The following is a 21,211-nucleotide window of genomic DNA, read 5'->3' as shown; positions in this document are numbered from 1 at the left end:
CGAACCTACGACTGGTCACCGGGCAGATGACCAGTCCCCATTCCTGCCGACGTTGTCACCCGGAAGCGGGTCGCTCGGGCTGCGTGACAACCGGAAGACGTACACAGCGCCGGAGAGGTTCACGGGGCGGGGCATCGCTGCGTCCCTGGCACTTTTTTCGCGGATGGCCAGCCGCCGGTCGCGGGCCGTTTCGGAAGGCTGGGTGATTTTTGACGGGGTTGCGTCCGCCGCGCCGACCCCGCACCATGGTGGCCGCCCAGGTCCGCGACGAGCTCCAGGGATCACACCGGTGGAACGCACTGATGCAACACCTTCGGCCACGTTCGACGAGTCCGATGACACCACGCCCCCCGAGGGCGAACGCACACCGCCGTTCGCCAGGCTCGCCCAGCGGTGGCGCACCGTCGGCCTCATCGCTGCCATCTGCCTGATCGCGGTGATAGTCCCGTCGATCCTCGTGCCTGACGGCAAGCCGGCCGAGACAGCGAGCGAGATGACACCCACGGACGTCGGCTCGATTTCCGTCATGGCCGGGGCGACCGCCGACACCTGGTCCGCCGCGGCCACCACTCCGGCAGCGACCTCGGCCCCGGCCACCACGCCACCGCCCACCGGCTCGCCTCCGGCCCCGCCCGCAGCGCCGGCATCCACGCGCAACACGCCGTCGAGCACCACCTCCTGCACCGGGAACACGGCCGTCGCCGACGTCGTCGTCCAGATCTGCTGGGTCTGGACATACGTGGGCACAGGCTCCTCCAGGTGGCAGCCACAACAGCTACGCCTCAAGACGGCCGATGTCGACAGACGCGTGAGCCTCCATGTCATGACCGACCACCCGAACGGCCCGGCCGACACCTACGTCGGCATCTATGGCGGCGGCACGACCTGGGACATACCAGGCTCGTACAACTGGAACATGACCGCCGGCCAATCCACCACGACACTGGTGGCCCGTCGCCGACCCGACCAGAAAACCGAATGCTTCGCACGGTTCCGGCACCAGCCCAATGGGGTGGTCCTGCTCAGCATGACAGGAGCATGCTGACGCCTCGCCCGGACGCCGGAACAGCCACGGCGACGGCTCGGTCCTTCTTCTGACTGCTGCCCGGCAACGCAATGACCCTGCACGAGTCCTGCCAACGGCCTGGATGAACCGTCGTGGCGTGGCGCTCGTTTACGCCTGCGGTCGGTGTTGCGTCATTGCGGTGCGAGATTCTGGGGGAGCTGTGAGCTTACTGGTTCAGCAGGCGACTGTGCCGCGGCAGGCGGAGGGCCACTACGGCGACGCATGGGCGGCCGTCTACGACGATCTGTACGCCGACCGGGATGATGCCGTTCAGGTCGTGCGGTTCGTCAGCCGCTACGCCAGTCCCGCAACAGTCTGCGAGTTCGGCATCGGCACCGGAAGGATCGCGCTGCCGCTGGTGGCCGCGGGCTTCGAGGTCCACGGCATCGACAACTCCTCGGAGATGCTCGCCCGTCTCCGCACCAAGCCGGGTGCCGAGCGCATCCACGCGAGACTTGGCGATATGACCGATCCGCGAGAGGCCGGCCGGTTCGGTTGTGTCCTGATCGCGTTCAGCACACTGTATCTCCTGGCCGACCGGACGCTGCAACGGCGCTGCATAGCCGCGGCCGCTCGGCTGCTGGAGCCCGACGGGGCGCTCATCGTGGAGGGCTTCACTCCGGACCCGACCCGATGGCACGGTGGGTATTCGCTGTCGGTGGCGCACTGGGAGGATGCTGCACACTCCTACACAATTGGCAGAATTGATCCAGCTTCCCAGGTGATCGAGACGATCCGGGTGGACCGGCTGACCGACTCCGCAAACGAGCTGCCCAACCGGCTGCGGTATGTGCTGCCCGCCGAGCTGGATCTCATGGCTGAGCACGCGGGACTCGGACTCGTGGACCGATTCGCAGACCTCGCCGGAACTCCGATCGGCCTCGGCGCAACCGATCACGTATCTGTCTACCGCCGGATCGGGAACTGAGCGTTGCGCCGGGTGAACCACGGCGGAGGTGTCGTCATGCCGCGAGCCGGTGCCCTGCGGTACTGCCCGCGGCGCTGCAGCGCATGATTGGTCCGGACCCGACCTGCCGCACCCTCGAGGTTCCGGGAAGGAGACCGTGGCACCGCGACCATCTGACAGTGGCAGCACCAGCGACGCCGCCTTCAACCCGACCCTCCTCAGCGGATTCACCATCGCCGTGATCGGCCATCGCCGCCGGCACCACCTCGCCGACCTGCTCGCACGACACGGCGCCCGGATCGTGTCGGTGCAGGGTGTCCGCGCGGTGCAACAGCCGGACACCGACGCGCTGCGCCGGACCACGACCACGTGTCTCGACACGCCGATCGACGACGTGGTCCTCTCATCCGCCGCCGGCGTGCGAGCCTGGTTTCGCGCAGCACCCGATCCGGACCGGCTGCTGGCAACGCTTCGCTCCGCCCGGCTGCTGGCCGCCGACGCTCGCACCGCCGACGCCTTGCGGGCCGGCGGGCTGCACCACGCCCACTCCACAGCGGCCGCAACCACCGACGAGTTGTACCGGTACCTGCTCACCCACCGGCCAGGCGGGCGGCGCATCGCCGCTCAACTCGACACACCGGAGCACGCGGAGCACTGCCAGTCGCTCCGGCTGCACGGCGCCGACGTGGTCGAGATCCCCACGTACGTCACCGAATCACCGAACGATGTCGTCGGCGTGCGGCGCGTCCTCGAGCTGATGAGTCGGCGCCAACTCGACGCGGTTGCCTGGCTCGACCCGGTCGCAGCCGCTCACATCCTGCGGTTCGCCACGGACCATGGACGGCTTCCGGCAGTGGTCGCCCAGCTCGGCGCGCACATCCCGGCCGTCTGCCGCGGTCCACTTGCGGCAGCGGTGCTCCGCCTGCACGACGTGGAACCGGCCACCCCGCCGATGCCGTTCGACCAGGAAACGGCCGCGCTGCTGGCCAGATCGGTCCTCGACCGGGCTGTGCGCGTCACCGTCGGCGGCCGGGCGCTGGAAGTGCGTGGACACGCGGTACTGCTCGACGGAAGGCTCTACCCGGTCCAGCAAGGACCCGTCGAGGTCCTGCGAGCTCTCGCCACCGAGCCGGGCAAACTCCTGTCCAGCGCGGACATCCGGCGGCTCGTCCCCGGTCTGACCGACGTTGACGACCACGCCATCGAGATGACGGTGTCCCGGTTACGCCGGGCGGTACCAGACCTCGAACTTGTCCACACGGTGATCAAACGCGGGTATCGGCTCGCCGTCTGACCAAGAACCGGAACACCGGCATCCTCGGCGCGGGCCCGCCCGCATCGTGCACAACGCCGAAGGCGATGCTGTTCGCCCGGTGCGGCAACGGTCGCACAGCACCGCTGCCGCACCGGGCGAGCCTCATGCGGGGAGGGTCAGGTCCGCTTCATCTCGAAGTAGGCGGATGCGGCGGCGTTGCCCGTCGTGCCCTTGGTGTACACCTTCACGCCCGGGTTGGATTCCGAGGTGGCCTTGAACGTACCCAACGTGAACTGGTTGACCGAGGTGTGCCACTGGCCCATCACCTCGACGGTTTCAGATCCCTTCGGGATGTTCCACGCACCGCACGTCCCCGGCGCGACCAGGGTCGTGTAGGCCCGCCCGCCCGTGGCCGGCCCCGGCGGGTCGGGCCAGTGAAACGACAACATGGAGCTGTAGCTGCCCTGCGAACAGAGCATGACCCGCCCCTGACCCATCGGCGCCGCCGCAGCCGACCCAGTCGTGGTGAACAGCGTCACGCCGGTCACCGCCACGGCGGCAGCAACACCCGCCGCCGCCTTCCTGATACTGGTGGTGGTCTTGATACCCACTCGCGTCCTCCTCCGTGGTGCCTCCCCAATCCCCCGCAGAGCCCGCAGGGGCGTGGCACACCCGGAAGACGTACACGCCATCGAACAAGTTCACGGTTGACCGGTCCGTTGACATCGCGGCCGGGCCGGCGGGTCATTGTCCCACCGATCGCAACGGTGACGCTGCTGGCGCAGCGCCACCGCGGCCCGTCAGGCGACTCCGCTCAGGCATGCATCGACGACGCGACGTGCTCGGCTCAGACCGACCTGGCAGGCCGCCTCCTCAGCAGGCCAGGCTTCATCGCCATACGCCACGTCAGGCAGCCCTGCGCCGGCCAGCAGCCGACCACACCGCAACCACCGCCATGCATCCATGACCATGCCCTTGTCACGAGTACTCGCGGCCGCCGGCGTTCGTTCGAAACGGGACCGGCACCATGCGAGCCATCCTGTCGCGACGGCAAGGTGGTCGCGGAGCACATGCACGCAGTTCGCAGGCAGGTCGGCAGACGACTGGTCGACATCGGCGAGGAAGAGGGTCAACGCGAGCACATCACGCGTGGCACGGAACTCGAAGGTGCCCGGCCCGGCGGCGTCTCGACGGCCACGATCAGATCCTCCGCTATTGCCTCCGCCCACAACCAGGCGAGAGGCACGTCAAGTGCCATACCCGGCTCCATGTCAGTGGAAGGAGTCGCCGCACGCGCAGCCACCAGCGGCGTTGGGGTTGTCGATCGTGAAACCGTGCCCCTGCAGGCCGTCCACGAAATCGATCGTCGCGCCGGTGAGGTATGGGACGCTCATGCGGTCGATGACCACATCGAAGCCGACCGGCTTGCCGGCCACATCGTGCATCGGGCCGGTGCCGCTACCTTCTTCGTGATCACTCATCGGGTCCGCTCTCATAGCCGCTGTCGTAACCGGGGTCTGGTTCTGGCGGCGCGACGCCGACGTCGCCGAAGCGGACGACCAGCTCATCGTCGAACAACCGGTCATCGAAGAACAGCTGATAGCGAGGGCCCGAGCAACCTCCCGGCTGGACCGCCACGCGCAGTCGCAGGTCGGCTCGGCCCTCCCGCGTGAGCACGGCCTGAACCTGCTCCACAGCGGCGAGCGTCAGGACCACACCGGTGGAACTCGCGGCGCGGTCCGTGCCCTCTCAGACCGGGTCGGCAACATCTGGACTCGTCAAGTACATCCTCCCAACAGCCATGGGCTGCGACCGGCGGTAACCCGGCAGCCACCTCCAGGACGTACCGAACCAGAACGAGGTTCACCGTTTCACTGCGGCGGATGCACGGCCTGTCCGCACCGGCCGACGACTGTCGCCCTGAGGGGCGGGGGCCCATCCGCTCCGAACACCGACAACGGTCGGGGTCAGACCGCCGCGCGAACAGCAGCCTGACCCACACCGTCAACTCCTCCGAGCCTGGCCTACCACTTGCTCTCCGGGAGCACGGACAGCCGCCACGTCTGGTAGGTACCCCAGTTGCAGATGTTCGCATAGGCCATACCGGCGCGAACACTGTCGACACAGAGCTGCCGGCCAAAGGTCCAGTAGTGCAAGCCCCGCAACTGCACGTTTTGCCAGTTCGGGCCACGGCCATCGAAGACGCCCTCGTTCTTGACATTGACACAATAGCTAGTCTTGACGGACATGCTGTTGTTGTTGCCGGGGCTGAGGAACATTTTAAGGCAAAGGCCGGTCGCCTTGTTGATAATCCGGACCTGTTCGTATCCGTCGTGACTTCTGCCTACCGGTCCCTGAATCCTCCACGTCTGGTAACCGTTGCCATACTGACATTCCAAGGTGTACACGTCGCCAGCCTTGTTGCTGTCCAGACAGGCTTTGGTCTGGTGGTTCTGGAGATAGCCGACGAGTTCGTATGCCTGCGCGGCCGTGGCGCTGACGAATGAGGTCGCTACGACGACAATGAGCACGACGGCGGCACGACCGCCGAGGCGCCAAAGTTTGCGCATGTGGACTCCTCCGATGCATTGGATCGCGATGGACATTCCCGGGATGCGCTCGGGCGCCAGTGGTCGCGGTGACTGCCCGAATGTCAACCAGGTGAATGCGTGACCTTCCGCCCCCGAAACGGACGGGACGCCGGTCAGGTTCACCGCCGTGCGAGATGCACGGTTCGGTGTCCCCATACAGGGACACCGCATTTGACCCGGGGGGTCGCGGCGTCGGGTCCAGCGCAGGATGAACCTTCGTGGTGCGGCGTTCGTTCTAGGGGCGTCCCGCAGTGGCGGCCGCCGTGCCGGTGCCCGGGGCGCGGATTGTGCAGTGTTCGAACAGGGAGTTGAGGCACATGCGGAGGTGGCTGGACCTGGTTGGCCGTCGAAGGACGATCCCGGCCGCGGGACGCAGGCAGATGGTGGGCCAGGACAGCGATCAGGCGCCTGCGGCCGGCGGGCACCGGCTTCGCGCGCCGGCTCGCCGCGGCGGCGCTGGTCGGTGTCGCGCTTGCGGCGACGGCAGCGGTCGTCTAGGTGGGCGCGGCGTCCGCCGCACCGTACGCAGGAGTCGTCGGTCTTTTCAAATGCAAAGCGACGGGCAGGTGCCTAGTTGGGGGCGACGTTGGGGGCGACGTCGCGATCTATGACGCCCCATGCGACAAGAACGAGCGCCGCCAGCTGTGGGAGCGGGCGTACATCAAGAAGGACGGCATGGACATCGTTGCCCTCAAGAACGGCAAAACAGGTCTGTGCATATCCGACATAGGACCCGTTCCCACCGGCCCGACCTTCGGCATGCTCGAATGCGTCCTGGCCCGGACCTGGCAACAGTGGAAGGCATGGGGCAGCAATTGGGGTGATGTGATGCTCGAGTCGTATCACACGACGAGAGACGTTCCGGGACGCCAGCTTTGCATAGATGGCGGCAACCGTGTCTACCCTGAATTCATGCAACGGCAACAACAGTTACCACCACTGGAGTTACACCACGAACGTCTGGATGGTCCGGCGTGCAGGCAGATCGATGTCGGTGTGCCCGGCAGTGCCGGGCACACCGACCGACCTGTTGACGAATTCCGGCGAATACAACGAACCAGAAATCGGGAGTGGTCCGTGGCGAAGATCAGGCTCGACGAGGTGAGCAAGGTGTACACCGACGGGACGCGGGCCGTCGACGGCCTGAGCCTCGAAATCGCCGACGGTGAACTGCTCGCGCTCGTCGGCCCGTCCGGTTGCGGCAAGACAACGGCGCTGCGCATGGTAGCCGGGCTCGAGGACATCAGTGAGGGCGTCGTCAGCATCGGGGGGCGGGCGGTCAACCGGGTACCGGCTCGCGACCGCGACATCGCCATGGTGTTCCAGAGTTATGCGCTCTATCCGCACCTCGACGTCTACAACAACATCGCCTTCGGCCTGAACCTGCGCAAGGTGCCCGGTGCCGAGATCGAACGCCGAGTCACCGCGACAGGCGGCGTGCTGGGCCTGAAGGACCACCTACGCCGCCGGCCACGGGCGCTGTCCGGCGGGCAGCGCCAGCGGGCCGCGATGGGGCGCGCCATTGTCCGTGAGCCGCGTGCGTTCCTCATGGACGAACCTCTGTCCAATCTGGACGCCAACCTGCGGGTGCAGATGCGAGCAGACATCGCGCGCACGACCCGGCGGCTCGGTGTCACGACCATCTACGTCACCCACGACCAGACCGAGGCGATGACGCTCGGTCACCGCGTGGCGGTCATGAAGAAGGGCGTGCTGCAGCAGGTGGCCGCGCCCCAGGAAATCTACGACCGGCCGGCCAACATGTTCGTCGCCGGCTTCATCGGCTCGCCCGCGATGAACCTGGTCACCGGAGTCTTCACAGCGTCAGCGGAGGATGTGACGCTACGGATCGCCGACCAGCACCTGCGGGTCGACCCGGCGCTGTTGCGCTCCCGGCCGGGCGTGCGGGCGTACTTCGATCGCCCGGTCGCCGTGGGCATCCGGCCCGAGGACATGCAGGACGTGTGCATGGTGCCGGCCGGCGGTGCGGCGCTCTACGCCGCCGTCGATCTCGTCGAGGCGCTCGGCTCCGAACTGCTTGTGCACCTCCGCATCGGGGCGTGCGGCGTCACCACGGACGACACCCGCGAGCTCGCCCGCGACGCCGGCCTGGACCCGGTCGACCCCACCGGCTCGGGCGGGTGGGTCAGGCCGCTAACCGAGCTCATCGCAAGGTTCAGTCCGCGCTCCCGGGTCCGCAGGGACGAGGTGGCCGAGGTCGCTGTCGACACGGCTCGCCTGCACGTCTTCGACCTGGACACCGGCCGGTCGATCCGCTGATCCGCACGACCCGCGGCGCGATCGACCGCCAACGCCCGGCGCGGGTGCTGCTTCTCACGCACAGCGAGCACGAAGGAGACCTTTCATGGCACGTCTGGCACGACTCTCCGCGGCGCTGGCCGCGGTGATGGCGGTTGCCGCCTGCGGGGGCACCACCTCGGACGCGCCCGGCACATCGGGCCTGAGCGGCACCGTCGAGGTCGTGGCGAAGTGGTCGGGCGTCGAGCAGACCAACTTCAAGAAGGTCCTCGAGCACTTCCAGAAGAAGACCGGCGTCAAGACCATCTATACCTCCGCCGGCGACGACGTCGCCTCGTTCCTCAACCAGAAGATCTCCGGTGGCACGCCGCCGTCGATCGCGCTGATTCCGCAGCCCGGCACGGTCGCCGACCTGGCGAAGAAGGGCAGCCTCAAGCCGCTGAGCGGCGAGGCGCTCGACACCGTCACCACGAACTACAGCGCCGCGTGGAAGGATCTCGGCACGGTCGACGGGAACGTGTACGGCTTTTACCTCAAGGCCGCCCAGAAGTCGATCTGCTGGTACCGCACCGACGCATTCGCCACGGCGGGTGTGCGGGAGCCGAAAACCTGGGAAGCGTTCATCGCCTCGGCCAGGACGCTCGCCGATGCCGGCATCACACCGTTCGCGGTGCCTGGCGGGTCGGCGTGGACGTTGACCGACTTCTTCGAAAACGTGTACATCCAGGTCGGCGGCCCGGACAACTACGACAAGCTGTCCAGGCACGAGATCCCGTGGACCGACCCGACCGTGGTGAGGTCCCTGGACATGATCGGCCGGCTGTGGTCGACGCCGCGGATGATCGACGGCGGCAATGCCGGTGCACTGAAGATCGACTTCTCGCAGTCGGTCGCCGAGGTGTTCGGCGAGAAGCCGAAGGCGGCGATCCTGTGTGAGGGCGACTTCGTCGGCTCGGAGATCACCAAGGCGGGCCGGTACAGGGTTGGCGACACGGCCAGGTACATGCCGTTCCCGTCGATCAGCAACGCCAGGTCGTCTGTGGTGGTCGGCGGCGATCAAGCGGTGGCACTCAAGGACGACAAGGCGACGATGGCGCTCATGGCGTACCTCGCCTCGAAGGAGTCGGCCGAGATCTTCGCCAAGGGCGGTGGGTTCATCACGCCGAACAAGACCGTAGACCCGTCGGCGTATCCGGACGATACGGTGCGCGGCCTGGCCAACCTGGTTGTCAGTGCCGACGTGATCAAGTTTGACATGTCCGACCTGGCGCCGGCGTCCTTTGGCGGCGGCACGAACGCTGATGAGTGGAAGTTGCTCCAGGAGTTCCTGGGCAACCCCGCGATGGACGTGAACGCCCTGGCGGGCAGGCTCGAAGAAGCAGCCGAGAAGGACTTCGGGAGCAACTGATGGTGCGAGCGTCCGAGCCGGCAGGCGCATTCGACGCCGCACCGGCAACGAGGAACACGGGCCGGCGAACCGCCCGCCGGCCGGACGCGCCGGCCGGCAGGCCGAGGCACCGGGTGCGCAGAGGGCGCCGGGGAGATGTCCCCCGTCTCAGCCCGGCGCTCTACCTCAGCCCGGCGCTGGTCATTCTGGCCACCGTCGTGGCGTACCCGATCGTCGCCACGGTCTGGTACAGCCTCTTCAACGCCGACAGCACCCGCTTTGTCGGTCTGGCCAACTACGTCGAGATGTTCACCGGGCCGGCGACCCGCCGGGCCATCATCAACAACGTCGTCTGGGTCGTCGTGGCCCCGACGATGGTCACCGCGCTCGGGCTGTTGTTCGCCGTCCTGAGCGAACGGATCCGGCTGGCCACCGCCTTCAAGACCGTCCTGTTCATGCCGATGGCCATCTCGTTCCTCGCCGCCGGCGTCACGTTCACCATGGTCTACGAGGCGGACAAGGACCGCGGCGCGCTCAACGCCGCGATCGTGTCGGTGCACGACGTGTTCAAGCCGCCGTCGAAGTACTACGGGACCAGCCCACGCGAGGAGGCCGGCCTGGAGACCGTGGACGGCGCCGTCCAGACCGTGCAGCCGGCTGCCGCGACCGCGCCCGTCATGCTGCCGATGGTCGGCCTTCCGCCCGATCGGGTCCCGGCCGGGGCGGTCAACGCAGCGCCCGGCGTTGCGGGGACCGGCCTGCACGGCGTGGTCTGGCTCGACTTCAGCCCCGGCGGCGGTGGCCGGCCCGGATCCGTCGACGCGAACGAGAAGGGCCTGCCCGGCATGGTCGTCGAGGTGGTGCGCAACGGCACCGTGGTCGCCACGAGCCGGACCGATCCTGCGGGAGGCTTCGCCTTCCCCCAGCTCACCGGCGACGGGTACATCCTCCGGCTGGCCGCGTCGAACTTCGCGCCCCCGTTCAACGGAGTCACCTGGCTCGGCGGCAGCGTCGTGACACCCGCGATCGTTGCCGCGTACATCTGGATCTGGGCCGGCTTCGCGATGGTGCTGATCTCGGCGGGCCTGTCGGCGATCCCGCGGGACGCGCTGGAGGCCGCCCGGGTCGACGGCGCCACTGAATGGCAGGTGTTCCGGCGGGTGACGATCCCGCTGGTCCGGCCGGTCCTTGTCGTTGTGCTGGTCACGCTGGTCATCAACGTCCTGAAGATCTTCGACCTGGTGTACATCCTGGCACCCGACCCGGTGACCCAGGACCGCGCGAACGTGGTGGCGTTGCAGATGTACCAGACCGCCTTCGCTCGCCAGGACACCGGCCTGGGCAGCGCACTGGCCGTACTGCTCTTCGCGCTCGTGCTGCCCGCCATGTTGTACAACGTCCGCAGGCTTCGAGGGGACAGGGACCGATGAGCTTCGTATCCCCGGCCAGGATGCCGGCAATCAAGCCGAGCGGCATGATGGTGGCCGGCCCACCGAGGCGTGGCGTGATGTCCCGGATCGTCACGCGGCTCGGCAGAGGACTGATGCATACGCTCGTCGTGTTCGTCGGGCTCATCTGGCTGCTACCGACGATCGGCCTGCTGGCAGCCAGCCTGCGTCCGGCGTCGGCCAGCGCCGCCACCGGCTGGTGGCACGTCTTCTCGAAGCCGAGCGAGCTGACCCTGGCCAACTACGCCAAACTCCTGGACAACCGCGACATGGTCGGCGGCCTGTGGAACAGCGTGCTCATCTCCGTGCCGTCCACCATCCTCGTCGTGACGATCGGAGCGCTGGCCGCCTACGCCCTGGCCTGGCAGGACTTTCGCGGCCGCGACGCACTGTTCGCCGTGGTGGTCGCGCTCATCGTGGTGCCGATCCAGATGGCGATCATCCCGGACGCGAAGCTGTTCGGCGCGCTCGGCATCTTCGGCACGCTCACCGGCGTGGTCGTGTTCCACCTCGCATTCGGTCTCCCGTTCGCCATCTTCCTGCTGCGCAACTTCTTCATCGGTATCCCGCGCGACCTGCTCGACGCCGCCCGGATGGACGGCGGCACCGAATTCATGATCTTCACCCGGGTGGTGCTGCCGATCGGGTGGCCGGCGATTGCCTCGCTGACCATCTTCCAGTTCCTGTTCGTCTGGAACGACCTGCTCATCGCGAAGGTCTTCGCCGGGGCGTCCAGCAAGCCCATCACCTATGTCTTGCAGGAGCAGATGGGCACGTTCTCCTCCAACGTCGACGTGATCGCGCCGGGCGCGTTCCTGTCCATGCTGCTGCCGTTGATCGTGTTCTTCGCCTTCCAGCGGCACTTCGTGCAGGGCGTGCTGGCAGGTTCGATGAAGTAGCCAGTCGTCCGCCGGGCCGGCCACACCAACCAAGGCAGCCGGCTCGGCGGCTTCCAATCTCCCCGGACGATGTCAGTGGCGAGGCAGGCCAGGTGTGATGTCGACGCCGGTCAGTTCCGCGGACCGTGACCACAGGCGTGTCGCCAGGTCGGGGTCGGTGGCAGTGCCGAAGAACTTCTCGAACGTCGGCTGTGCCTTCCGCAACGGCCGGCCTGGGCCGATGTGGCGGCCCGTGGGTGCGGCAGGGTCGGTGGCGGCGTAGAGGATCGGCGTCACGGCGTCGTCGATCGGCCGGCGCATGATGAGTCCGAGCACCGTCCCGACCACGCGGGCTGAGAGCGGTGCGCTGCGGTCCAGGTCGGTCTTCGCCATGCCGGGGTGGGCGAGCAGGCTGCGCACCGGTGACCCGGCGGCGCGCAGGCGGCGGTCGAGTTCGAGGCCGAACAGGATGTTGGCGAGCTTGGAGGTGGCGTAGGCGCCGCCCGGCGAGTAGCGGTGCTCTGCGGCGAGGTCGGCCAGGTCGAGGCGGCCCAGGCGGTACAGGCCGGATGCGACGGTGACCACGGCGGGATCGTGCCCGGTGGCCAACCGGTCCAGCAGCAGGCAGGTGAGCACAAAGTGCCCGAGGTGGTTGGTCGCGAGCTGGCTCTCCACGCCCTGCCGGCTGAGTCGCCGGGGCACGGTCCCGATGCCACCGTTGTTGATGAGCACGTCGGGCGTGACGCCGTCGGCGTGCAGGCGGTCGGCGAAACGATGAACGGTCTCGAGGTCCAGCAGGTCGATGTGGCGGACGTCGAGGTCAGCCTTCGGATGCTCGATCCGCAGCCGGCTGCGGACGTGGTCGCCCTTGCCGGTGTCGCGGACCGCCATGATGACCCGGGCGCCGCGTGCGGCGAGGTGACGGGTGATCGCCACGCCGAGACCGCTGCTCGCACCGGTGACGATATGGGTGCGGCCGGTCTGGTCGGCGAGATCGGCGATGTTCCATGTGGTGGTGTTCGGCACGGGCCCTCCCAGATTTTAAGCGGATTCCTTATCCGATTAGAGAGGACCAGAAGCGGATTGTCAATCCGGTTCGGTAGACTGGCACCATGACCGCGACGCCTCGCGCCGACGCCGCCCGCAACCGTGACCGGCTGCTGGCCACGGCTCGCCTGATGGTTGCCGCAGGCGACCTGCAGCTCCAGCTCAACGACGTCGCTCGCCGGGCCGGGATGGGCGTCGGCACCGTCTACCGGCACTTCCCGAACCGCCGGGCGCTCGTCGAGGCCCTCGCTGACGGCACCTTCGCCGCACTGGTCGACGACGCGCACGCCGCGAGCCAGCACGACAACGCCTGGGCCGGCGTCGAGCTGCTGCTCCAGGCGCTGCTCACCCGTCAGCTGGCCGAGCCGACCTTGGCCGAGGTCCTCTCCACCGGACCGGACCTGGACGCCACCCCGGGAACCACCGCCCATCGTGACGAGTTCGGGCAGCTGGCCCAGATCGTGCTCGGACGCGCCAGGCGCGGTGGTGAGCTGCGGCCCGGTCTCACTGACGAGGACCTGCGTCATCTGGTCTGCGGCGTCGTCTTCGCACTGCGCATCGACGACGCACCGCAAGGGCGGGTCGACCGCTACCTGCGGGTGCTCCTCGACGGCATCCGCGCCACGACACCGGCGCTGCCCGCCCGGTAGCTTTGGTGTGCGGGCCCAGGAGGATGCCCGGGCATCGATCTCCTCCGCAGACTGAGGTGAGGACTCGGCCGGCCGTGAGCGCTGGGAGGTGAGACTCCTCCCGGCCACTCGATCTCCGCGGGTGTGTCGTTGTCCGGAACGGCTCAGCAACCAGACTTCCAATGCTGGAAACCGCCGTCATTGAAGGCGTGCGGGTGGACGTGGCCGACGTAGGTGCCGTCGAGAGCCTCGCCACCGTATTGGTTGTAGAGGACGACGTTCTCCCAGCTCTTGCCGCGTACGGACCAGAGGGTGCGGATGTCCCTGGCAAATCCGTCGAAGCCGCATTGCCTGGTGGTCGCGACCACGTTGGGTCCGGGTGAAAGCCGGACGAGGCATCGTCCGGTGGCCCTGTTCCTGAAGATGACGATGTGGGACTCGGCCTTGGCCACAAGGACCGGCTCCCACATCTGATGATCGTTGCTACCGACCGGCAGGTCGCGCGGCAGCGTGTACACGTCCCCGTTCCGGTTGCTGTCCAGGCATCGCCCGGTCGCCCAATTCCGCAGGATGTTCGCGCCTCGGTACGCCTGGGCAGGCGACTGGAAGGCCACCGCGGACACCGCGATCGTGACGATGGCGACGAGCGCCGCGAGAAGGCGGCGAGATGGCATGGCCTGTTGCACGATCCACAGAACGATGACGAGTGGCGCCAGTTCACCCGATCCGGTTGGACAAGCGGGAACGATGTCCGGTGCCGGATGAACTCCCGTGATGTAGCGCTCGTTTCCAGGGTTGCTTGGAGGCGGCACCCGCGCCAACGGCCGTCTCGATGTGCCCCGGCGATGCTCTCGTCGACGTTCGGCAGATCGGCGCACTGCCCGAGGCGCAGCGGACGGCGTGGCTGGCGCAGCCTCGGCGGACGGGTTCGTGGTCTTGGTCGCAGTGTCAATGGTCATTCGGCTGGATGAGGGTGGTTGTGGTGTCGATGTCGGGCACGCTTGTGCGATACGACGATGTGCGCGGTTACGGTTTCATTGCTGTCGCCGGCGGTGGTGAGGACGTATTCGTCCACGCCAGCGACTTCGGCGATGCACGACATCTGGCACGCGCTGGCAAGCACGTGGAATTCGAGGCAGAAACGACAGACCGGGGACCGAAGGTCGTCTCGGTTCGGCTGGTCGACGAGGCCCGGCCGCCCGTCAGCGCGCTGTCCGGCGAGGAGGGTGAGTGTGACGTGCTGACTCCTCGCGCGTTCGAGGTCGAGGTCACTGAACTGCTTCTCCAGCATGTTGGAAGTCTGAGCGGTGATCAGATCCGGCAGGTTCGCGAGTTCATGGGGCGGCTCGCGCGGACGCACGGATGGATCGAGGCGTAGCAGGCCGCTGGTACGACGTCCGGCGGACCGTGGCGTGACCGTCCACGGCCCGCCGTCGTCTCGGCCCCTCCTTGACAGCCGGCAGGAGCGGCGCCGGCGGTTGCGGAGTTCGGTCTGCATTCGTCCGCAGCGGGTAGCCTCGGCGCAGGCGCCGGACTCCTCCCCCGCCGCCAAGTCGGCTCGCTGAAACTGAGCCAGCCCGGCCGAACGGTTTGCCGCTGGTCTCGCGCCTCGCCCGTTTCAGCACGTGAGGGTCAGGGTTCGCAGGTCATCGAGCGCCAGCTGCTGGTTGGGGCCGAGGTTCGGTAGCGTGGTCAGCGCGCTGAGCCGGTCGGCCCAGAGCATCCTGTCGGGCGGGGTGAGGTTCCTGATGACGTTTGCCGGGAACCATTCGGCCTTCGGGCTGTCTTTGATGAGGACCTCGTGCAGGGCTCGCAGGACTGCGGCGTTGGCCTTGTCGACGGTGTGGATGCCGAAAACGCCATCCATGGCCTGTGACCTGCGCTTCCTCGGAGGGCGCGCCAGAAGGCCTGTGTAACGGATGAACCAAATATCCGTTATTGCCGGGTAGTGCCCGGTTGCGCAGACAGGTTGAGCGTAGATGACAGTGATCGACAGGTTCGAGCAGGTTGATACCGCCGAGGTGGTGGTGTCGCCGCGGCTGCCGTTGGCTGGTGGGTTGGCGGAGGGGATGGCGTCGCCGCGGCTGGCGGTGAAGTCGCTGCTGGATGATCAGTTGCTGGATCAGATGGTGGCGCGGGTCCGTGCCGACGGCGGCCGGTTGACCGGGCCGGGGAGTTTCCTGACCGAGTTGTGCAAGGCGGTCCTGGAGCGGGGGGTGCAGGCCGAGTTCGGTGAGCATCTGGGTGACGCCAAGCATGACGCGGCCGGGAACGGCAGCGGCAACTCGCGCAACGGTACGACGCCGAAGACGGTGCAGACCGAGGTTGGTCCGGTGCCGTTGAACGTGCCGTGGGACCGGGCCGGGACGTTCGCGCCGATGCTGGTCCCGAAGGGCGAACGCCGGCTCGGCGGCCTGTCCGATGTGATCATCAGCTTGTATGCGGGTGGGATGACGGTGCGCGACATCTGCCACCATCTGCAGCGTGTGGACGGCACCGAGATCTCCCCGGACACGGTCTCGGTCGTCATCGACCCCGTGCTGGACGAGGTCAAGGCGTGGCAGACCCGCCCGTTGGAGCCGGGGTGTATCCGATCATCTACATCGACGCCCTCGTCGTGAAGGTCCGCGACGGCAACCAGGTCCGGAACAATGCCGCGCACCTGGTCGTCGGTGTCGACTGCGACGGCGTCAAGCACGTGCTGGGCAGCTGGCTGCAGAACAGTGAAGGCGCGAAGTTCTGGCTCGGGGTGCTCACCGAACTGCGCAACCGCGGGGTCCGGGACGTGCTCATCGCCTGCTGCGACGGCCTGGAGGGGCTGCCGGCGGCGGTGGAGGCGGTGTGGCCGCGCACGCTCGTCCAGACGTGTGTGGTGCACTATCCCGAGACCGCGGTTCTGCCGATGTCGCAACAGGCGCAGGTCCGAACGTTGCGGGCCCGTCTGCCCCTGTCGGCATAATCCTGGCGGGTTGATGCTGGTCTCTCCATCGATTGGAGAGGTTGGCAGACATGGATCTTCTCGGAGCCCGGGTGGTCGGGCCGCTGGAGCCGTATGCGGTGGGGTTCGCCGGGCATCTTGAGCAACTCGGTTACACGTTCCCGACTCGGTGCCAGCACATGACGTTGGTAGCGCATCTGAGGCACACGACCGCCATGTCGCTCCTGCACGCCGGCGTCGACACCGCGGTGATCGCACTCTGGCTCTGCCACGCCGACACCCACTCGACCCAGCTCTACCTCCACGCCGACATGACCATCAAAGAACGAGCCCTCGCCCGCACCACACCACCAACGATCAAGCCCGGCCGATACCGCCTCACCGACAAACCCGAGTTCCGCAGTTGGTAGACACATGAACGCGAGGCTTTCCGTGTTGTGCCTGGTAGAGCGCTTGCCGTGCGGGAACGGCGTGCCCGGATCGCTGAAAGTGTAGTAACACGACTTGTAGCTCGGGTCTTGTGCTGCCAGGGCAGATGCGGTTGAGTCGTGGACATGTTCCTGCGGTTCACGTCGCGGACGAACGCCGACGGCAGCGTGGTGCGCTACGTGGCCCTGGCTCACAACCGGCGTATCGACGGGCGGGTCAAGCCCGACGTGCTGATGAACCTCGGCCGCACCGACCAGGTCGACGTGGCCGGGCTGCGCCGGCTGGCCGCGTCGATCAACCGGCACTACGGCGACGGCGACACGGTGCCGGGCCGCGAGGCCGGCGCGGTCACCGGTGCGGCGCCGTTGGAGGTGATCGACGCCCGCACCATCGGGTCGGTGTGGTTGCTGGAACAGCTGTGGCAGCGTCTCGACGTCGCCGCGGCGGTCCGCTCGGCCACGGACGCGCGGCGGTTCACCACGAATATGGAACGGGTCCTGTTCGCACTCGTGGCGAACCGGGCGGTCGCGCCGATGAGCAAGTTGTCCGCGGCCGAGTGGGTGCGTGAGGACGCCGCGATCCCGGGACTGTCCACGATGGACCCTGCGATGAGCGATGACCACGCCTACCGGGCGATGGACCTCCTCGTCGACGCGGACACCACCGGCCGGGTCCAGGAAGCGGTGTTCTTCGCCGTGGCCAACCTCTTGAATCTTGAGGTCGACCTGCTGTTCTTCGATTATCCGGCTAGTCGAAGATCGTCGTTGTGTTTGGCGGCATAGCCAGTTCAGCTCCTTCTCGTGGTGTGTGGGCCTTCGTGTTTGATCGTGCGGAGGTCCTCTTCGTGTCGGCGTACTTTGGCGGCGACGGCTTCAAGGGCTTGGCGGAGCTGGTCGATCTGGGTGGCCAGCCCGGTGATGGTGGGTGTGTGCCCGTCGGGGTTGCGGTGGGCCTCGATGATCTCGCGTAGGTCGCGGCGTCGGTAGAGGGTGGCGCGGCTGATGCCGGTGTGCTCGGCGACGGCGGGGAACGTGACGCCGTGGTGCTGGGCGAGGGTGGTGCAGGCGGTGCGGACCTGAGCGGGCAGGTCGCCGGCGTCTGGCTGGTCGGGGATTCGTTGGCGTAGGAGGGCGAAGCCGGCTCGGCCGTACATCTGCCGTTTCAGGAACTTTAAAGTTACTTGGAATCACGCGGTGGACTGAACCCCTGGTGGGTCTGTCAACTTAACGGCTCTGGCGCAGAGACGGTGGTGGGGTCTGTCCTTAGTGGTCGGTCGCGGTAGGGCACACTCCATGCCGGTGTGCCTCCGACGTGATCAAGGTGTTGTTGCCTCAGCTGTCCTCGCTGTTGATCGATGCGGTGGTGGAGCAAGGATCGACGCTGCTGGTCAGAGCTCGGATGCCGACGGTGGCGGTGGTGTGTCCGCAGTGCGATCAACCGACCGAACGCGTGCACGCCTATCACCTCCGGCGGCTGGCCGATTTGCCGGCCGCGGCCGTGGCGTGGTCGTTGAGCTGCGGGTGCGGCGTCTGGTGTGCCAGACCGCCGGCTGTGCGCGACGCACGTTCCGGGAACAGGTACCCGCGCTGGCGCACCGGTGGGCTCGACGTACCCGGCAGCTGACCGCGCTGATCGCGGACCTGGCCGTGGTCGTGGCCGGCAGGTCCGGTGCCGCAGTGCTGTCCCGGCTCGGCGTGCGCGTCTCCCGCAGCACGGTGCTGCGGGTGCTCATGGGCATCCCGACCCCGGCCGGTCCGGCACCGGCCGTGCTGAGCGTGGACGACTTCGCGCTGCGCCGCGGCCGCCGATACGCGACCCTGCTCATCGACGCGGTCACCCACCGCCGTATCGACGTGCTACCCGACCGCAAGGCCGCCACCCTCGCGGCATGGCTGCGCGAGCATCCCGATGTCGAGGTGGTCTGTCGCGACGGGTCCGCAGCCTACGCCGAAGCGATCCGCGCCGGGGCACCACAGGCGGTGCAGGTCAGTGACCGCTGGCATCTGTGGAACAACCTCGCCAAGGCGGTCGAGAAGACCGTGACCGCACACAGCAGCTGCTGGCACACCGGCCCACCCCGCCAGAGCACGGCACTCGACGAACGCACCAAGACCCGGCACGCCGCCGTGCACGCTCTGCTCGAGCAGGGCGTCGGTCTGCTGGAATGCGCCCGCCAGCTGGGCTGGGCACTCAACACTGTCAAGCGCTACGCCCGCGCAGCGACCGCCGACGAGCTGCGGCGGCCACCGAGGTACCGGCAGACACTCGTCGATGCGTACCGCGATCACCTGCGCCGCCGCCTCGCCGAGCAGCCCGACGTCGCGGTGACCCGACTGCTGGCCGAAATCCGCGATCTGGGTTACACCGGCAGCCACAACCTGCTCGTGCGCTACCCCAACCAGGGCCGCGCCGACGCCGAACGCACCCCGCCGTCACCACGCCGCCTGGTCTCCTGGCTGATGACCAGACCGGACAAGCTCCCCACCCACCACCACAATCACCTCGACGACCTTCTCGCCACGTGCCCGCACCTGACCACCCTGGCCGAACGGGTCCGCGAGTTCGCCGGCCTGCTCACCACCCGCCGCGGACAAGACCTCGACACCTGGATGACCACCATCGAAACCGACGACCCGCCCGCCCTGCACACGTTCACCCACGGACTGCGGACGGACCTGCCAGCGGTCGCGGCCGGGCTGACCCTGCCCTACAGCAACGGCCCCATGGAAGGCGCCAACACCAAGGTCAAGTTCCTGAAACGCCAGACGTACGGCCGAGCCGGATTCGCGCTCCTACGACAGCGGATCCTGCTGGCATAAGGTCACCAACCGCCGACCACCCTCTTCGCGCCAGAGCCAACTTAACGGTGTAACTCAGCTTGTTGAGAACTACCTACGGCCTGCGGAGAGTCGTCCTTCGAAGGTCATCTCGAAGGCGTTCAACGCTGGTTTCCAGCGCATCGTCCAGCGTCGGCGGCCCTGCCCGGTCGGGTCGAGGCTCATCACCGCGAGGTAGACACATTTCAGCGCGGCGGCCTCGTTCGGGAAGTGCCCACGGGCCCGGACCGCCCAGCGGATCCGGGCGTTGACCGATTCGATCGCGTTCGTGGAACACACCACGGTACGGATCTCAGCCCTGATCCACCGATGAGATTGATGTGGCGGGGACATCCCGGACGCGACAATGCCCCCGCGAGCTGGAAAGATAGAGGTTCTTGAGGCATCTATCGTCCGGTTCGAGAGGGCACCGTCAGGGTGAGAATATCGCATGGCGCGGCACGGCTGCGTGCATCGTTTGATGATCCGAATCTGGTGTCGTGTGCCGGGCTGGCGCCGGTCATGGCCCTCGCGCAGCGGTGTGACCTGCGCGGGGTCGTCGCTGCTCGGCTGCGTGTGCCCACGGACAAGGGGTCCAACGCGTCGGGGAAAGTCGCCACGATCGTCGCGGGTGGTCACCTCGCTCACGACCGACTGGTGATCAGGATGACAGGAGCCCGTAAACCGAGAGGTTTACGCCGGGATCTGTGGGAGCCGGAGGGTGAAACCCCCTCCGGCCACCCGACATGGCACCTGTTCTCTATCGACCCAGCATCTGGGCAGCCCTTAACGAATGACCCGGGTTAGTGGTCTGTTGCGGTGCGGCACTATTCGTGCTGGTGTGCCTCAGATTTGATCAAGGTGTTGCTGCCTCAGTTGTCGTCGCTGCTGATCGATGAGGTGGTCGATCAGGGGCCGGTGCTGCTCGTGCGGGCTCGGACACCGGCGCGGCCGGATCGGGGGCGGCCGGCGCTGATACGCTCCTGGCCGGATTGCGCGCGGAACTGCGCGAATTCGGCGTGCACACCGACCTGGACCTGGTGTGGCTGCTGACCCTCGCGGACCAGCACGGGCTCGACGCGGCCAGCCTGCCCGCGTTCGCGTCGCTGGTGGCCCGAGGCGCACCGCTGGAACTGCTGGCCGACCTGCCGCATGACGCGGTCCAGCAGCTGCTGGATCGTGAGGGCGTGGCCCCGCCCGGCGGGTCGGCGTTGCGTGGCGAGGCCGGGTTCGTCACGACGGTGCTGGGTCTGCTGCCGGCGGGGCGGCACCGGCACATGCTGCTGGCACGGACGTTCCCGATGCTGACCGGTGAGCAGATCCATCGCACGGTGCTGCCGTCGCTCGGCGCGGGACCGGCGCCCGCCGCCGCGGAGGCGCTCGACCCGGACACGGCGGCGCTCGCGGCGCGGACCGGGCGGGTGCCGGCCGACCTGTCCGCGTTGGCGCACCTTGCCGGGATCACGCTAGCGGTGCTGCTGGCCGTGGCCGCGGCCCTGCAGGCCTGTTTTCGCTCGAGTAGCTGAGCGGAGCTGGGGGTCTTCGGGGTGGGGAAGTCGCA

19 protein-coding genes and 6 pseudogenes are annotated in these 21,211 nt (G+C 67.7%); 14 read left to right on the top strand and 11 right to left on the bottom strand.

Features of this window, described 5'->3' with window-relative positions; all coding sequences use genetic code 11:
• Positions 1–15: 15 nt before the first annotated feature.
• The gene (locus tag ACQEVZ_RS39805; RefSeq protein WP_433376333.1) at positions 16–747 is read right to left on the bottom strand and encodes a hypothetical protein; all 732 of its coding nucleotides are present in this window, start codon (positions 745–747) and stop codon (positions 16–18) included.
• A gap of 76 nt (positions 748–823) precedes the next feature.
• Here ACQEVZ_RS39805 and ACQEVZ_RS39800 point away from each other — a divergent pair, with 76 nt between their 5' ends.
• From ACQEVZ_RS39800 to ACQEVZ_RS39790, 3 genes are all read left to right on the top strand, one after another.
• Positions 824–1,045: a hypothetical protein gene (locus ACQEVZ_RS39800; RefSeq protein WP_433376330.1), complete on the top strand. Its 222-nt coding sequence runs from the start codon at positions 824–826 to the stop codon at positions 1,043–1,045.
• Between the two features lie 181 nt (positions 1,046–1,226).
• A complete protein-coding gene (locus ACQEVZ_RS39795) occupies positions 1,227–1,994 on the top strand; it encodes a class I SAM-dependent DNA methyltransferase (protein WP_433376327.1) in 768 nt (255 codons plus the stop codon).
• 136 nt (positions 1,995–2,130) lie between these two features.
• A complete protein-coding gene (locus ACQEVZ_RS39790) occupies positions 2,131–3,267 on the top strand; it encodes a uroporphyrinogen-III synthase (RefSeq protein ID WP_433376324.1) in 1,137 nt (378 codons plus the stop codon).
• A gap of 137 nt (positions 3,268–3,404) precedes the next feature.
• Here ACQEVZ_RS39790 and ACQEVZ_RS39785 read toward each other — a convergent pair whose 3' ends face one another.
• The 5 genes and pseudogenes from ACQEVZ_RS39785 to ACQEVZ_RS39765 all read right to left on the bottom strand — a co-directional run bounded on the left by ACQEVZ_RS39785 (position 3,405) and on the right by ACQEVZ_RS39765 (position 5,798).
• Positions 3,405–3,839, bottom strand: coding sequence for a hypothetical protein (locus tag ACQEVZ_RS39785; RefSeq protein ID WP_433376321.1), 435 nt, complete (start codon positions 3,837–3,839; stop codon positions 3,405–3,407).
• 189 nt (positions 3,840–4,028) lie between these two features.
• A complete protein-coding gene (locus ACQEVZ_RS39780; protein ID WP_433376318.1) occupies positions 4,029–4,361 on the bottom strand; it encodes a hypothetical protein in 333 nt (110 codons plus the stop codon).
• A 138-nt stretch (positions 4,362–4,499) separates the two neighbouring features.
• Positions 4,500–4,646 (bottom strand): annotated as a pseudogene (locus tag ACQEVZ_RS39775) (HesB/IscA family protein); the annotation flags it as partial.
• A gap of 127 nt (positions 4,647–4,773) precedes the next feature.
• Positions 4,774–4,944 (bottom strand): annotated as a pseudogene (locus tag ACQEVZ_RS39770) (iron-sulfur cluster insertion protein ErpA); the annotation flags it as partial.
• Positions 4,945–5,252: 308 nt separating this feature from the next.
• Positions 5,253–5,798 (bottom strand): RICIN domain-containing protein, encoded by a 546-nt coding sequence (locus ACQEVZ_RS39765; RefSeq protein WP_433376315.1) that lies wholly within the window; start codon positions 5,796–5,798, stop codon positions 5,253–5,255.
• A 696-nt stretch (positions 5,799–6,494) separates the two neighbouring features.
• Here ACQEVZ_RS39765 and ACQEVZ_RS39760 point away from each other — a divergent pair.
• The 4 genes from ACQEVZ_RS39760 to ACQEVZ_RS39745 all read left to right on the top strand — a co-directional run bounded on the left by ACQEVZ_RS39760 (position 6,495) and on the right by ACQEVZ_RS39745 (position 11,812).
• A complete protein-coding gene (locus tag ACQEVZ_RS39760) occupies positions 6,495–8,099 on the top strand; it encodes an ABC transporter ATP-binding protein (RefSeq protein WP_433376312.1) in 1,605 nt (534 codons plus the stop codon).
• An 85-nt stretch (positions 8,100–8,184) separates the two neighbouring features.
• Positions 8,185–9,486 carry an ABC transporter substrate-binding protein gene (locus ACQEVZ_RS39755; RefSeq protein WP_433376309.1) on the top strand — a complete coding sequence of 434 codons (1,302 nt, stop codon included), beginning with the start codon at positions 8,185–8,187 and terminating at the stop codon, positions 9,484–9,486.
• A gap of 113 nt (positions 9,487–9,599) precedes the next feature.
• Positions 9,600–10,895, top strand: coding sequence for an ABC transporter permease subunit (locus tag ACQEVZ_RS39750; RefSeq protein ID WP_433376306.1), 1,296 nt, complete (start codon positions 9,600–9,602; stop codon positions 10,893–10,895).
• A gap of 113 nt (positions 10,896–11,008) precedes the next feature.
• Positions 11,009–11,812, top strand: a complete 804-nt coding sequence (locus ACQEVZ_RS39745; protein WP_433376303.1) for a carbohydrate ABC transporter permease — start codon at positions 11,009–11,011, stop codon at positions 11,810–11,812.
• Between the two features lie 72 nt (positions 11,813–11,884).
• Here the strand turns inward: ACQEVZ_RS39745 and ACQEVZ_RS39740 are convergent, their stop codons facing one another.
• Positions 11,885–12,817, bottom strand: coding sequence for an SDR family NAD(P)-dependent oxidoreductase (locus ACQEVZ_RS39740; protein WP_433376300.1), 933 nt, complete (start codon positions 12,815–12,817; stop codon positions 11,885–11,887).
• 86 nt (positions 12,818–12,903) lie between these two features.
• Here ACQEVZ_RS39740 and ACQEVZ_RS39735 point away from each other — a divergent pair, with 86 nt between their 5' ends.
• Positions 12,904–13,488 carry a TetR/AcrR family transcriptional regulator gene (locus ACQEVZ_RS39735; RefSeq protein WP_433376297.1) on the top strand — a complete coding sequence of 195 codons (585 nt, stop codon included), beginning with the start codon at positions 12,904–12,906 and terminating at the stop codon, positions 13,486–13,488.
• A gap of 143 nt (positions 13,489–13,631) precedes the next feature.
• Here the strand turns inward: ACQEVZ_RS39735 and ACQEVZ_RS39730 are convergent, their stop codons facing one another.
• Entirely contained in the window at positions 13,632–14,288 is a 657-nt protein-coding gene (locus tag ACQEVZ_RS39730; RefSeq protein WP_433376294.1) for an RICIN domain-containing protein, read from the bottom strand.
• A 146-nt stretch (positions 14,289–14,434) separates the two neighbouring features.
• Between ACQEVZ_RS39730 and ACQEVZ_RS39725 the strand changes: the two genes are divergently transcribed.
• Entirely contained in the window at positions 14,435–14,845 is a 411-nt protein-coding gene (locus tag ACQEVZ_RS39725; protein WP_433376291.1) for a cold shock domain-containing protein, read from the top strand.
• 240 nt (positions 14,846–15,085) lie between these two features.
• Here ACQEVZ_RS39725 and ACQEVZ_RS39720 read toward each other — a convergent pair whose 3' ends face one another.
• Entirely contained in the window at positions 15,086–15,334 is a 249-nt protein-coding gene (locus ACQEVZ_RS39720) for a hypothetical protein (protein ID WP_433376288.1), read from the bottom strand.
• Positions 15,335–15,536: 202 nt separating this feature from the next.
• Here ACQEVZ_RS39720 and ACQEVZ_RS39715 point away from each other — a divergent pair.
• The 3 genes and pseudogenes from ACQEVZ_RS39715 to ACQEVZ_RS39705 form a co-directional block, all read left to right on the top strand.
• Positions 15,537–16,417, top strand: a pseudogene (locus ACQEVZ_RS39715) (IS256 family transposase); the annotation flags it as partial.
• A 59-nt stretch (positions 16,418–16,476) separates the two neighbouring features.
• Positions 16,477–16,815, top strand: a complete 339-nt coding sequence (locus ACQEVZ_RS39710; RefSeq protein WP_433376285.1) for a hypothetical protein — start codon at positions 16,477–16,479, stop codon at positions 16,813–16,815.
• 144 nt (positions 16,816–16,959) lie between these two features.
• Positions 16,960–17,574 (top strand): annotated as a pseudogene (locus ACQEVZ_RS39705) (IS1634 family transposase); the annotation flags it as partial.
• A gap of 47 nt (positions 17,575–17,621) precedes the next feature.
• On the opposite strand, the gene ACQEVZ_RS39700 reads toward ACQEVZ_RS39705, so the two are convergent.
• A complete protein-coding gene (locus ACQEVZ_RS39700; RefSeq protein ID WP_433376282.1) occupies positions 17,622–17,987 on the bottom strand; it encodes a hypothetical protein in 366 nt (121 codons plus the stop codon).
• A gap of 158 nt (positions 17,988–18,145) precedes the next feature.
• Between ACQEVZ_RS39700 and ACQEVZ_RS39695 the strand changes: the two are divergent.
• Positions 18,146–19,653 (top strand): annotated as a pseudogene (locus ACQEVZ_RS39695) (ISL3 family transposase).
• A gap of 69 nt (positions 19,654–19,722) precedes the next feature.
• Here ACQEVZ_RS39695 and ACQEVZ_RS39690 read toward each other — a convergent pair.
• Positions 19,723–19,965 (bottom strand): annotated as a pseudogene (locus ACQEVZ_RS39690) (transposase); the annotation flags it as partial.
• Positions 19,966–20,642: 677 nt separating this feature from the next.
• On the opposite strand from ACQEVZ_RS39690, the gene ACQEVZ_RS39685 reads away from it, so the two are divergent.
• Entirely contained in the window at positions 20,643–21,176 is a 534-nt protein-coding gene (locus ACQEVZ_RS39685) for a hypothetical protein (protein WP_433376279.1), read from the top strand.
• The last annotated feature ends 35 nt before the right edge of the window (positions 21,177–21,211 follow it).

This window comes from Dactylosporangium sp. CA-152071 (genome assembly GCF_050936335.1).
Taxonomy (GTDB): Bacteria; Actinomycetota; Actinomycetes; order Mycobacteriales; family Micromonosporaceae; genus Dactylosporangium; species Dactylosporangium maewongense.
This window is presented reverse-complemented; position numbering and strand designations above follow the sequence as displayed.

Bases quoted from the DNA above. Each gene is read 5' to 3' on its own strand.
- ACQEVZ_RS39720 (WP_433376288.1), bottom strand. From the start codon at position 15,334: ATGGATGGCGTTTTCGGCATCCACACCGTCGACAAGGCCAACGCCGCA.
- ACQEVZ_RS39725 (WP_433376291.1), top strand. From the start codon at position 14,435: ATGAGGGTGGTTGTGGTGTCGATGTCGGGCACGCTTGTGCGATACGAC.
- ACQEVZ_RS39760 (WP_433376312.1), top strand. From the start codon at position 6,495: ATGGACATCGTTGCCCTCAAGAACGGCAAAACAGGTCTGTGCATATCC.
- ACQEVZ_RS39700 (WP_433376282.1), bottom strand. From the start codon at position 17,987: ATGTACGGCCGAGCCGGCTTCGCCCTCCTACGCCAACGAATCCCCGAC.
- ACQEVZ_RS39765 (WP_433376315.1), bottom strand. From the start codon at position 5,798: ATGCGCAAACTTTGGCGCCTCGGCGGTCGTGCCGCCGTCGTGCTCATT.
- ACQEVZ_RS39755 (WP_433376309.1), top strand. From the start codon at position 8,185: ATGGCACGTCTGGCACGACTCTCCGCGGCGCTGGCCGCGGTGATGGCG.
- ACQEVZ_RS39735 (WP_433376297.1), top strand. From the start codon at position 12,904: ATGACCGCGACGCCTCGCGCCGACGCCGCCCGCAACCGTGACCGGCTG.
- ACQEVZ_RS39745 (WP_433376303.1), top strand. From the start codon at position 11,009: ATGCATACGCTCGTCGTGTTCGTCGGGCTCATCTGGCTGCTACCGACG.
- ACQEVZ_RS39800 (WP_433376330.1), top strand. From the start codon at position 824: ATGACCGACCACCCGAACGGCCCGGCCGACACCTACGTCGGCATCTAT.
- ACQEVZ_RS39710 (WP_433376285.1), top strand. From the start codon at position 16,477: ATGGATCTTCTCGGAGCCCGGGTGGTCGGGCCGCTGGAGCCGTATGCG.